Annotated in this window: 7 protein-coding genes and 4 pseudogenes; 6 read left to right on the top strand and 5 right to left on the bottom strand. The window is 62.7% G+C overall.

The window, feature by feature from the left end; all coding sequences use genetic code 11:
* Nucleotides 1-406: 406 nt before the first annotated feature.
* Entirely contained in the window at nt 407-613 is a 207-nt protein-coding gene (locus LPJ38_RS36800; RefSeq protein ID WP_011084638.1) for a hypothetical protein, read from the top strand.
* A gap of 129 nt (nt 614-742) precedes the next feature.
* On the opposite strand, the pseudogene LPJ38_RS36795 reads toward LPJ38_RS36800, so the two are convergent.
* Nucleotides 743-1267: pseudogene (locus LPJ38_RS36795) on the bottom strand (transposase); the annotation flags it as partial.
* Between the two features lie 188 nt (nt 1268-1455).
* Here LPJ38_RS36795 and LPJ38_RS36790 point away from each other — a divergent pair.
* Nucleotides 1456-2967 (top strand): ISNCY-like element ISBj12 family transposase, encoded by a 1512-nt coding sequence (locus LPJ38_RS36790; RefSeq protein WP_011084703.1) that lies wholly within the window; start codon nt 1456-1458, stop codon nt 2965-2967.
* A gap of 179 nt (nt 2968-3146) precedes the next feature.
* On the opposite strand, the gene istB (LPJ38_RS36785) is transcribed toward LPJ38_RS36790, so the two are convergent.
* The 3 genes and pseudogenes from istB (LPJ38_RS36785) to LPJ38_RS36775 all read right to left on the bottom strand — a co-directional run.
* On the bottom strand, nt 3147-3956 hold the full coding sequence (istB, locus tag LPJ38_RS36785; protein ID WP_018270204.1) for an IS21-like element ISBj11 family helper ATPase IstB: 810 nt from the start codon (nt 3954-3956) through the stop codon (nt 3147-3149).
* Nucleotides 3953-5467 (bottom strand): IS21-like element ISBj11 family transposase, encoded by a 1515-nt coding sequence (istA, locus tag LPJ38_RS36780; RefSeq protein WP_039228609.1) that lies wholly within the window; start codon nt 5465-5467, stop codon nt 3953-3955. Before istA (LPJ38_RS36780) ends, istB (LPJ38_RS36785) begins: the two co-directional genes overlap by 4 nt.
* A gap of 184 nt (nt 5468-5651) precedes the next feature.
* Nucleotides 5652-6482 (bottom strand): annotated as a pseudogene (locus LPJ38_RS36775) (IS5-like element ISBj2_B family transposase); the annotation flags it as partial.
* A 624-nt stretch (nt 6483-7106) separates the two neighbouring features.
* Between LPJ38_RS36775 and istA (LPJ38_RS36770) the strand changes: the two are divergent.
* A pseudogene (istA, locus tag LPJ38_RS36770) lies at nt 7107-8483 on the top strand (IS21-like element ISFK1 family transposase); the annotation flags it as partial.
* A gap of 8 nt (nt 8484-8491) precedes the next feature.
* Nucleotides 8492-9223, top strand: coding sequence for an IS21-like element ISFK1 family helper ATPase IstB (istB, locus tag LPJ38_RS36765; protein ID WP_014497992.1), 732 nt, complete (start codon nt 8492-8494; stop codon nt 9221-9223).
* Between the two features lie 771 nt (nt 9224-9994).
* On the opposite strand, the pseudogene LPJ38_RS36760 reads toward istB (LPJ38_RS36765), so the two are convergent.
* Nucleotides 9995-10435 (bottom strand): annotated as a pseudogene (locus LPJ38_RS36760) (transposase); the annotation flags it as partial.
* 371 nt (nt 10436-10806) lie between these two features.
* Here LPJ38_RS36760 and LPJ38_RS36755 point away from each other — a divergent pair.
* Nucleotides 10807-11457, top strand: a complete 651-nt coding sequence (locus tag LPJ38_RS36755; RefSeq protein WP_231088536.1) for a reverse transcriptase domain-containing protein — start codon at nt 10807-10809, stop codon at nt 11455-11457.
* 151 nt (nt 11458-11608) lie between these two features.
* Nucleotides 11609-11884, top strand: coding sequence for a ribbon-helix-helix protein, CopG family (locus LPJ38_RS36750; protein WP_231088522.1), 276 nt, complete (start codon nt 11609-11611; stop codon nt 11882-11884).
* The last annotated feature ends 119 nt before the right edge of the window (nt 11885-12003 follow it).

The raw sequence follows: 12003 nt of genomic DNA, 5'->3' as shown, positions 1-12003 counted from the left end.
CGCCTGCGGCCCTCCGGCAGGCCGGGCGCTGGACACCGGAGCTGCTAGCTGGCGAATGCTCAGGCTGACGTGGTACCAAGCGTGCCGCCGGAACGTCGTTCTCACGCTTGACTGCAACTTGCCCACACGGGCCGCTTTCGTTTTGGGAATTGCCGGGTCTCGTCAGCTTTCAGTAAGCCAGCCCGGATACAGAGCCGTTGTGGTTAACGGGACGTGGCAGGGACAGCGCTATCTATCCAGAACGGTCAGCGCCGAGTCACGCTTTCCGCTAAACTCAACGGCAGCGCGGAGCGGCAGGGATAGTGCCTTTATCCAGCCCCCCAGGTCGGTAGGCGCCAGGCCGCGCCCGCGCTGTTTCCTGTCGCTGACCTTCTGTAGTCGGCTTTAAGCGTTCAGGGGGTGGAACATGGACGGCTTCAACTCAACATCCTCGCCTTATGCGCCGCAAGTGCGGCGCAACCAGCCGCTGCCAAGTTTGTCTCTTTATGTGCCCCCGAGCTGGCAGCAGGGAGATCCGTGGGCGCCGGAAGACCTCAAGTTGCGAATGGGTTTGCACAAGCTTCTGCCCCATCCGGATCTGAGCCAAATAAAAGTCTTACTCTCGGGGACGTGAACTAAACAGCCGGTATCGGGCCGCCAGGCTCGGAACACGAGATTTTTCTCCGCAGAAACTGAACTAGCTCCCGATTGAAGTCAGCCAAGGCGGCGAGTCGCCCGCGCTGCCTGCGATCCGAGTCGATCGTTAATAAGCCGAATTGGGCTGAACTGGACAGTTGAGCGTTGGCCAGAGTGAGAGCAGGAAGAGGGACAAAAGGTCTCTGAGCCAAGCCAGGACACGGCGGAGGTTGTGGCCAACGGCCGAGAGGAGAACGTTAGCGGCATCTCCGGCGCGGCCTTTGAGATAGCAGCGGCCAAGGTGACCTTCGTTCTTCATGTGTCCGATGATGGGCTCGATGGCGGAACGGCGGCGTAGCTCGCGCTTGATGACGCCGAAGACGCCGCGCTTCTGGCCCGAGATGAAGACGCGGCGGGGATTTTGTGTGTCGTGGCCGCGATATCCCTTGTCGACATAGGCCCGTTCGATCGGGCAGCCGGTGAGGCTCTCGGTGCGCTCGATGACGTTGCGAAGGGTGTGACCGTCGTAGGGGTTGTCCGGCAGCGAGCAGGCGTGGAGCACGAACAAGCCGCCCGGAGCTCTTTGGTTGTTGGTGACGATGGAGGCCTTCACGCAGAACTCATAGGGCGCGGCGGCCTTGCCCTTGCCGATATAGCGCGACGATCTGGGTCGGAAGAGCGCGGCGATCAGGATGGCGAGTCAGTGTCGCGGCGCGATGATGATCGCCGCGATGATTGTCGCGCGCAAGAGCGCATTGCCTCGCCTTAATTGTTACCGGATCCTAAGCCGTTGCCTCACGTAAATTGCTCCCCTGGACCGGGAACGAGCGAGGGGCGGAGATGGGGTGGCTAAGCATGGCAACGCGGAAGGAACTGACGGCGGCGGCAGGCGTGCGCTATCGGCGGTCGGATCGCGCGAAGAAGGCGCGGATATTGGACGAGTTCGTCGACATCACCGGATTCCATCGGAAGCATGCGATGCGTCTACTTCGAAACCAGGAAGGCGTACATCCGGGCCGACGGGCGCGACGTCGGATATATAATGAAGCAGAACACACCGCACTCGTGCTGCTTTGGGAGGCGTCAGACCGCATCTGCGGGAAGCGACTGAAAGCATTAATGCCCGCGCTGATTGAGGCGATGGAACGGTACGGGCACCTCGACCTTGCCCCTGAGATTCGCACCAAACTTTTGGCGATGAGCGCTGCGACGATCGACCGCGCCTTGGTGCGGGTTCGAGAAAAATTGGGTCGCAAGCGCCGGCGGCACGCGGGGCATTCCCTGCGTCGCAGTATTCCAATACGGACTTCGGCAGATTGGAATGATCCGGCGCCGGGATTCGTCGAGGCCGACCTTGTAGCGCATAGCGGTCCATCTGCGCGCGGCAGCTTCATCCAGACCCTCGTGCTCACCGACATTGCTACCGGCTGGACAGAGTGCGCACCTCTGATCGTGCGCGAACAGACGCTGGTGAGCACGGTGCTGACGGAATTGCGCAAGCAATTGCCTTTTGCGCTGCTCGGCTTCGACACGGACAATGACACCGTGTTCATGAATGAGACGTTGAAGGCCTACTGCGAGGCGGCCAACATTGTCTTCACGCGTTGCCGTCCCTACCGGAAGAATGACCAGGCGTTCGTCGAGCAAAAGAACGGCGCCGTCGTGCGCAGGATGGTCGGCTATCGTAGGTTCGAAGGCCTGGAGGCGGCCAAGCTACTGGCGGAACTCTATCGGTCAGCGCGGCTGTTCGTAAACTTCTTCCAACCTTCGTTCAAACTGTTAGCCAAGCAGCGCGACGGTGCTCGTGTACGTAAGACATACAGCGCGCCGGCAACACCCCACCAGCGCCTGTCAGCGGACGCCCGCACGCCTGATGCGGTCCGCCACCATCTCCAGGAAATCTATACCGCTCTCGATCCGGTCACGTTGTTGCGCGACATCCGCGACGTGCAGGAGCGCCTCGCGGCGCTCGCGGATATCCAACCATCCGCCCATCCTGCTGCGGCATCACAATCGATTGATCGCTTCCTGGCAAGCCTGCGAACGGCCTGGAAGGACGGCGCCACGCGCCCGACGGATCGGCCAATCGTGAAGGCTAAAAGGGGCCGGCGTCGTCCCGATCCGCTTATCCGGGCAACGTCAGATTTGAGAAAATGGTTTGAAGCCGAGCCTTGGCGGACCGGCAGCGAACTGCTCTCGCGCCTGCAGGTGGAATATCCTGGAGACTATCCGAACAAGCTTCTTCGAACCCTTCAACGTCGGTTGAAATCCTGGCGCAGCGAGCAAGCGAATGCGCTGCTGTTTGCTTCAGAAAAAATGCCGCCAGGGCATGAGGTCACAACACCCCAATGACGTGCGAGGTGCCAGCGGAGGAGGCCGGGCGCTCCGAAACCCCGGCCATCTCCGCACCCGGCCTCCTCCTCAACTCAGGCCAGGAGCAAAATAAATGAGGCAACTGATCGCGCCCGGGAGCATCGATATGAGAGGCAATACGAAGAGTTTTGTTTGCTTTGATTGTCGCGGAGCGTCAATCAAGCGAGCGTTTTTTGTGTCGCGTGCTCCGGTGGCCGCCCTGGACCACGCTTTCGCTCGAGGGCAGTCCGCCTGCGATAGCTCTCGACGTTCATCTCGACGATGGTGGCGTGGTGAACAAGGCGATCGATCGCCGCGAGGGTCATAGCTGGGTCCGGAAAGACCTTGTTCCATTCTCCAAAGGGCTGATTGGCGGTGATCAGCAAAGAGCGTCGCTCGTAGCGTGCGCTGATGAGCTCGAACAGCACACTGGTCTCGGCCTGGTCCTTGGTGACATAGGCAAGATCGTCCAAGATGACGAGATCGAAGCGATCGAGGCGGTTGATGGCGCCCTCGAGGTTGAGCTCGCGGCGAGCCACCTGGAGCTTCTGCACGAGATCGGTGGTGCGGGTGAACAGGACGCGCCATCCGTTCTCGATGAGGGCCAAGCCGATTGCTGCCGCCAAGTGGCTCTTGCCTCCACCGGGCGGACCAAACAGCAGCAGATTGGCGCCCTTGCCGAGCCAGCCGTCGCCGGCGGCGAGTGCGGTCATTTGCGCCTTGGAGATCATCGGCACGGCCTCGAAGTCGAAGCTGTCAAAGGTCTTTCCGGTAGGCAGCCGCGCCTCGACGAGATGGCGCTCGATGCGGCGGCGGCCGCGCTCAGCGATCTCGTGCTCGGCAATGGTGGCGAGGAAGCGCGCCGCCGGCCAGCCTTCTTTATCGGATTGCTCGGCAAATTGCGGCCACAGCGCCTTGATGGCGGGCAGCCGCAGCTCGTTGAGCAACAGATTGAGGCGCGCGGTGTCGACTACGTTGGTTGTGCTCATGCGGCGCCTCCGATCTCGGCGGTACCGATGAGGCATTCATAGGTGGCGAGCGGTGCGAGGCGTACCACGACGTTCGGCACCTGGGCGGGATCCGGGGCGAAGTGAGTACGTAGCCGGTTGAGGTCGGGCAGCCGGCCGTCGTTCAGGTCAGCCGTGAGCTGATTGGCGAGTTCGGCCTCGCAACCGCGCTCATGGGCGAGTGCGAGGAGATCGACCATGATCCGGCAGGCCTTCTTGTCCGGTAAGCGTTTGCGCAAGACGTCGAAGGCTCGGCGGTAAGCTTCCCGGGGGAACAGCTGGTCGCGGTAGACCAGGTTGAGGAGCGCCATCGGCTTGCGCCGCAAGGAATGGATCACGTGCCGATAATCGACGACCTGATCGTGCTTGCCATTGGGATGCGGCCGCCCGCGCGGCAAGGTGAGGAGATGCGTGCCGCCGACAAACACGTCGAGGTGATCGTCATACAGGCGCACCCGCAGCCGATGGCCGATCAAGCGCGACGGCACCGTGTAGAACACCTTGCGCAAGGTGAAGCCGCCGGACGACGTCACGTGGACGATCACCTCTTCATAGTCCGACGTGCGGCGGTCCGGCAGATCCTGAAGTGCGCTACGTTCACTGTCGATCCGCTTGGCGTTGCGGGCATTGCGGCGGCTGGCGATCTCATCGATGAAGCCACGATAGGCAGCTAGATCGTCGAAGTCGGCGGTGCCACGCAGCAACAGCGCGTCGCCGATCGCTCGCTTGAGATGACCATGCGAACTCTCGATCGCCCCGTTCTCGTGGGCGATGCCACGATTGTTGCGGGAAGGCCGCATGCCGTAATGGGCACAGAGGTCTTCGTATCGCCGCGTCAGATCGTCTTTGGCGTCGCGGTCGAGATTGCAAAAGGCGGCCGACAGGCTGTCGGTGCGATGCTCCCGTGGCGCCCCACCGAGTGACCACAAGGCATTCTGCAGGCCTTCGGCCAGAGCGACGAAGCTCTCACCGCCGAGCACGACATGGGCGTGCTCAAACCCGGAATAGGCCAGCCGGAAGTGATAGAGACGATGGTCGAGCGGTACGCCCGCGATCGTGACACCCAATTCGCCCATGTCGGTGAAGTCGGACAGGCCGCGCTGACCGGGTTCGTGGGTCTGGCGGAAGATGACCTCCTGCTCCTCGCCGTGGATCGCCCGCCAGGCCCGGATCCGGCGCTCCAGCGTGCGACGGATGCCGGCGCCGAGCTCGGGATGGCGTCGGAGCAACTCCTCGAAGATCGTGACCGGCCGCACACCGGGGGCGGCCTTCAGCATCGGCGCGATATCTGTCTCAAATACGCGGGCCAAGGGATCTGGCCGGCGACGGCCGCGGGGAGCCTTCTTCTGCGACGGAAGGCGTCGATCCTTCTCGATCCGGTAAGCGGTCGAGGTGCTGAACGAAGCCTTGGCGGCGGCCACGGGTGGGCTATCGGTCTGACGGTACTTCATGTAGAGCCTCATTTGGTGATCGGTAATGTGTCGGCCTGGCACGCGAGTGATTCCTCTTGGCGGAAGAACCACTTGCATAACCAGCCGGCCGCGATCACCAGTCGGCGCGGTCCGCTGTGGATCGCGCCGACGCCGGGCTCGTAACTCCGGTCGGGCTACGCCCTCCCTGCGTCACGAGCCCGGCGTAGCCCTCTCATCATGGTCGACGCTCCACTTCCATCCTGTTCGCCGCGCGGCACTTGCCGATGCACTCGACCTCCGGAGCATGGAAGGAATACAACTTCCAGCCGCGCTGGCGCTGCTGCTGCGAGCCGATCTGGGTGGCTCGGCTCAGCGGCAGGGCGAATGCCCCCTCCAATGCGGCCTGGCCCTCGGTCTTGCGGCGAATGTCGCGGATGATCCGGCCCAGCCGGCTGCGCAGGATGCGCAGCTGTCGCTGATGCCGGTTGAATTGTTTGGCATGAGCGTAGCGGCCCGCCATCATCGCCGCGCTTTTGGCCACGCGAACATAGGATTGCCGGAGCCTGACCCCGTGCTTCCTCGCCAGGCGGTTCAACCCGCGGATCGCTGCATGCAGCAGCTTGGCGTCGGTCGGGAAGCTGATGGCCTTCGGTTGGACGGTCGTGTCGACCGTGACCCGCTTGAGGTCCTGGCTGCGCAACGCACCGCTCGCGTGCGCCACGCGAAGGCTCTCGGCCAACAACCGCTCCAGCTTGTCGCCGAGCCGCTTGCGCCAGTGGCTCAGGTCTGAGCGCTCATGCGGGAAAACGTGCTGGAAAAACTCTTCGCCGGTGAAGAACTGGAAGTACGGATCGTGGACCCAGCGCTCGCACACCCCCTCGTAGATGTGCTTGAGCAGCAGCAATCCGATCATGAAGCGGGTCGCGATACCCGGCCTGCCGTTGTCGCTGTAGAGCGGCGCGATCTCGCCGTCGATCCAGTCCCGATCGACCCTGCCGGCGAGCAGAACCAGCTCGTGTCGCATGTTGATGATCTGGTCCAGCCGGGACCGGAACAGATCGTTCGAGCCTGTCGTCCTGTGCTTCTTTGGTCGCATCGGTCCCTCCGATGCAGCACAGAATCACGGTTCGCAGCGGCAGGGAAATCCAAAATCGAAATTGCAGGTTTTTGCTGTGAAGCCCCAATCCCCTGCAATCTCAAATGCCGCCGCAACCGGAAAACAGACTCTCAATCAAGTGCTTGGAGGCTTGTTCACGGACAACATCCGAAGCTGATCGCCGAGACACGTGAGGCGACTACCAGTCCTGGGGCGAGAGCTTCGTCGCCTGGCCGAGGGTCTGCAGAACGCGCTGTGGTCGCTCGGCGGGCCAGCGCGTAAGCATCGCACCGGGCCAAGGCGCGAGCCCGTATCAGAGTCCCGTGAATGGTGTCGTAGTTCAGGTATCCCTGCAACACGCGGCGGAGCCACGCGCCGGTATCAACGATGAACGCCTGGCGGCGGTTCGTTACGCCGTGTCGTATCGTGCCATCCTGGCATTGCGGGAGTCGATTGTCACCCGTCGGATTGTGATGCGCGTTTCGCGGGATCGTGAGCGCGGATTTCAGGGGATCGTGAGCAACGATTTCGCGGGATCGTGAGCAAGGCTTTCGGAGCCTTGCAGCGCTTCGGCCGACAACTCAACCGGCTTAGGGATGACCTCGTGGTTAACGAGGAAGTCCAATGCCTACCCAGAGATTGTCGATGCGCCGGATCAAGGAAGTCCTTCGGTTAAAACATTTTCAAGGCCTGCCAGAGCGGGCCATCGCGCGGAGCGTGGGCGTCAGCAACGGCGTTGTGCACAGCTACCTGAGCCGCGCCCGCTCTGCTGGGTTGAGCTGGCCGCTTCCGGAGGGAATGACCGATGAAGACCTGGAGCTTTTGCTTTTCCCGGCCCCACGACCAGCGTCTCAGAGCCCGCAGCGGCCGGTGCCCGACTGGAGCTACATCGATAAAGAGCTCCGCCGGCGCAACGTAACCCGTCGCCTGCTCTGGGAGGAGTATCGCGCCGTTAATCCCGACGGTTTCGGGTACACGTGGTTCTGCACTACCTACGAGGCCTGGAAGGGGCGGGTCCGACCTTCGATGCGGCAGATTCATCTGGGCGGCGAGAAGGTGTTCGTGGATTTCGCCGGCGACACCATCGACATCGTCGATCCCCTGACCGGGGAAGTGCAGCCGATGAAGCTGTTCGTCGCGGCGATGGGCGCTTCGAACTACACCTACGCCGAGGCCTGCCCCAGCGAGAGCTTGGCCGACTGGATCCGGGCCCACGTCAACTTGTTCACGTTTTTGAGCGGAACGCCGACGTTCGTGGTCTGCGACAACCTCAAAGCCGCCGTCAGCAACCCCGACCGCTACGATCCCGGCCTCAATCGCACTTATGCCGAGATGGCGAGCCATTACGGCACCGCCATTCTCGCCGCACGGCCGCGGCGCCCAAAAGACAAGGCGAAGGTCGAGGTCGCGGTGCAAATCGCCCAGCGCTGGATTCTGGCCCGGCTGCGCAATCAGCGCTTCTTTTCCCGGGCCGAGCTCAACGCCGCCATCAAGACACTCGTCGACGAACTCAATGCTCGTCAAATGCGTGGCTTCGGCTCAAGCCGCGCCGAACTGTTTGCCGAACTCGACAAACCCAAGCTAACCCCGCTGCCAGATCAGCCTTATGCCTTCGCACGCTGGAAGCGCTGCCGCCTCGCTCCCGATTATCATGTCGAGGTCGACGGCCATTGGTACTCCGCGCCGTATCGTCTGATTGGCGAGCTGGTCGATGCCCGTATCGACGATCGGACGGTCGAGATCTTCCACAAGGGCCAGCGGATCGCCAGCCATGCCCGCGCGCCCAACCGACGCGGACACACCACCATCGCCGACCACATGCCCAGCGCCCATCGCCGCTACGGCAAATGGACCCCCGCCGCGGTGATCGCCGCCGGCGAGCGGATCGGTCCTTCGACAGCAGCGTTTTTCCAGGCCGCGATCGACGCCCGGCCCCATCCAGAACAAGGCTTTCGAACCTGCCTTGGCATTCTGGCGCTCGTCAAAAGCTACGGCGCCGACTGACCGGAATGGCCAAGGCCTTCGAGGAGCAGCGCCGATCGCCCGATCTCGAAGCCCTGCCGTTCGAAGATCGCATCGGCCTGTTGGTCGACCGCGAAGCCGCCGAACGCGACACCAGGCGGCTCACCACGCGCCTCAAGATCGCCGCACTGCGCCAGACTGCTTGCGTCGAGGACGTCGATCTGCGCACCCCGCGGGGCATCGACCGCGCCGTTTTCGCCAAACTCGTCGAAGGTCGCTGGATCGATCGCCACGAGAATTTGCTCGTCACCGGGGCAACCGGCCTGGGCAAAAGTTGGTTAGCCTGCGCGCTCGGCCACAAGGCCTGCCGCGACAACCGATCAGTCCTCTATCATCGCGTTCCAAGGCTGTTCGAGGCGCTCGCGCTCGCGCGCGGAGACGGACGCTACGCCCGGCTCCTCAAAAGCCTCGGCCGCGCTCAGCTTCTGATTTTGGATGATTGGGGACTATCGGTGCTCACCGCCGCGGAACGCCGCGATCTGCTCGAAATCCTCGAGGACCGACATGGCCGCGCATCCACCATCGTCACAAGTCAGCTCCCCGTGGACACCTGGCATGGAGCCATTGGGGACCCCACGGTCGCCGACGCCATTCTCGATCGCCTCGTCCACAACGCCCACCGCCTCCAGCTCACCGGAGAAAGCATGCGAAAACGCAGCGCCAAAACCATCACCCTTGACGGCAACCAGAACACTGACTCTATCTCCCATCGGCCGTAGCGGGCTGCTCACGATCGTCTGAATTCAGTGCTCACGATCGCGCGAAATCGATGCTCACGATCCGTGAAATCCGCATTGTGAAGTGCGGATTTCGTTGGGTGCACCGCGCAGATGTGCGTGAACCCGAGGAAGTCGAACGTCTTCGGGCGGCGTTGCCCCGGCGCGAGAGGCGCTCGGCCCCGTACCGTCCAAATTTCAGAATCCGGGTCTTCTCCTCATTTAGCGAAAGACCGAACTCCGCTATTCGCTCACGCAGGGCGTCGAGAAGGCGTAGGACCTCGGTTTTATTTCGAAGCCCATAAGACTGCCGCCGGCATAGCTGCCGCTGCTTCTCCACTCGTGGGTCCAGAGGTCGAAGACGTGATGCACATTCATATTTACGAAGAGCGGCGGGAGCACCGCCCGTTGCCGCGTACTTACTCGTGCTACGGGCTTCGATCTGAATTTTCATTGCACGCAAGGAACTCGCAACTGACGGCATTTCTGATTCTAGAGTGGCCAAGTTCAGAAACATGGCGAAGAAGCCCGCGCACTACATCGCACAGGCGAATCGAAAAAGATTCGGGATTAGCGGGATGAAGGAGATCGTCACGTGACAACGCCAGCGGTCAGCCGCTTGCGTATCAAATCAATCGCAAGAGCCGGAGGTCTGACGGAAGATGAGTTCCTGCCCGCCGCCGTGCATTGCCCGTCAGTAGCGGATCCGGCGCTGCAAGGAAGGCGCCGCGCTTTGGCAGGGGAGCGGAGCTGGTCGGCGACGCAGCGCCATTACGCCCGCGCGTCCTCGGCATCGTCCTGGGCGCACACCGTGGCGATGAAGGCGGAGACGAGGCGCCGTGCGCTCTTGCCGGCACGTGCCAGCGCATTGCGCATGAAGTGGACGCGGCAGCGCTAGTGGCGTTGAGAACTTCGCCGACCGTGGCCGTGATCCCTCATGAGTATCGGAGACGACGAGCCCGTAGCCCCGCAGGCCGCGGCGGACGAGCTTGCGCAGGAGCGCGGCCCAGAACGTCTCGGCTTCGGATGGGCCGACGTCAATGCCGAGCGCCTCACGCCGGCCGTCGCTGTTAACTCGACGCGATGGTCACCGCGACCGAGACGATGCGCCCCTGCTGACGCAGCTTCACGTACGTGGCCGATCCACAGATAGGGCCGATCGCCCTAGAGCGGGCGGTTGAGGAAGGCCTTCACGTTGTCGCCGATCTCACTGCACATGCCGCGCCGGTCATGCCTTCGACCACCAGCGCCATCAGCCGGAGGCCGAGTGTGTTCCCTAGTCACGAAGGCAGCATGAGCATCGTCGTTATGCGAGACGATGCCGCTCCGTCGGGGTCGATGGCCGCATCACGCATGGAAGGCAATCATCGGAACATGAGAGGCCCGATCGGGTCCACTGGATTGGTCTCCAGTGGGGGACAGCGGCGAGGCACTGCCAGAGCCGCGGTCCGAGCTGAGGTCGGGAGTCGGACTGGTCCATAGTACCTGTGAAGTCGTCGAAGGAAACGAGACGTATGGAGGGAAGGGGCCAGCCCGAGGGGAGCCCGCGCGAGAAGGCCAGGGTCCGGACACAGAGCCGGGTTGCCTTGCCGCCGAACCTCGATCGGGTGAACGCGGCGGCCAAGCGGGCTGCCCAAACCCGGTTCACGGCCTTGCTGCACCACATCGACGAGGACGCTCTGCTTCGGGCGTTTCGACGACAAAAGCGGCAGGCCAGCGCGGGGGTCGATGGGGTAACGATGGCGAAGTACGAAGAGGGGCTCACGGATAACATCCGCGACCTCTGCGGACGGGTCCACACTGGTCGCTACCGGCCACAGCCGGTGCGGCGAGTCTACATCCCCAAAGCCGATGGCGGTAAGCGGCCTCTCGGTGTGCCGGCGCTCGAGGACAAGATCGTCCAAAGCGCGGTGGCCGAGGTGTTGAGCGCCGTCTATGAGGCCGACTTCCTTGGGTTCTCCTACGGCTTCCGGTCGGGGCGGAATCCTCATATGGCGCTTGATGCCTTGCATACGGCGATCATGAGCCAGCGTGTGAACTGGGTGCTCGATGCCGACATACGCAGCTTCTTCGACTCGGTCGACCACGAGTGGCTGTTGCGGATGGTGGCGCACAGGATCGCCGATCCTCGCATCCTACGGCTCCTCGAGCTGTGGCTGCGGGCCGGTGTTCTTGAGAGCGGCGAGAAGCGAGAGACGGACAGGGGCACGCCGCAAGGGGCAGGCATGGCTCCCTGAACGCAAAAGATAACTTCCGCTTTGAACGCGTCATCGTCGGCTGGCGTGATAGAGCCGTTGTTGATTTGAGACGCAAAAGGTAATACCGTTATGTCATATGATTCGATCGACGCAAGCGCAGAAAGCCGAGCGGCTGAGGGCGGCGCGACGCTTGCTCGCGAAGAAAATCGGCATGGCGGAGGCGGCCTTGGTGCTGTCGCGCGAAAGCGGCTTGTCGCTGCGGCAGGCCTATCGCTATCTCGAAGTGGCCAAAAGCAGGGAGCGGCTCCTTCCCGCGCCGCAGCCATCAGTGACGCTCTCCCTGAAGATGCCGGCCGATCTTGCCCAAAAACTCCAGACGCATGCGACGGCTTCCAGGCTTTCGGCAAGCGAGGTGATGCGCCGAGCGGTGGCCGCTTATCTCGCGTCTGTCCGCGAAGATGGCTGAGCGGCGAAAAAAACGCGACGTTCGACTCGAATTTGCGTTCGATCGCCTCGTCGCCGTCAAACTTGAACAGGTTTACGAAATTCTCGTTCCAGATCAGGTGCGCTTCGCGCGCGCTGGCG

The sequence above is a fragment of the Bradyrhizobium daqingense genome (assembly GCF_021044685.1).
Classification (GTDB): Bacteria; Pseudomonadota; Alphaproteobacteria; order Rhizobiales; family Xanthobacteraceae; genus Bradyrhizobium; species Bradyrhizobium daqingense.
The sequence above is the reverse complement of the archived record's forward strand: the minus strand, read 5'-3'. Positions and strand labels throughout refer to the sequence as shown.

Bases quoted from the DNA above. Each gene is read 5' to 3' on its own strand.
- LPJ38_RS36800 (WP_011084638.1), top strand. From the start codon at position 407: ATGGACGGCTTCAACTCAACATCCTCGCCTTATGCGCCGCAAGTGCGG.
- LPJ38_RS36790 (WP_011084703.1), top strand. From the start codon at position 1,456: ATGGGGTGGCTAAGCATGGCAACGCGGAAGGAACTGACGGCGGCGGCA.
- istB (WP_018270204.1), bottom strand. From the start codon at position 3,956: ATGAGCACAACCAACGTAGTCGACACCGCGCGCCTCAATCTGTTGCTC.
- istB (WP_014497992.1), top strand. From the start codon at position 8,492: ATGGCCAAGGCCTTCGAGGAGCAGCGCCGATCGCCCGATCTCGAAGCC.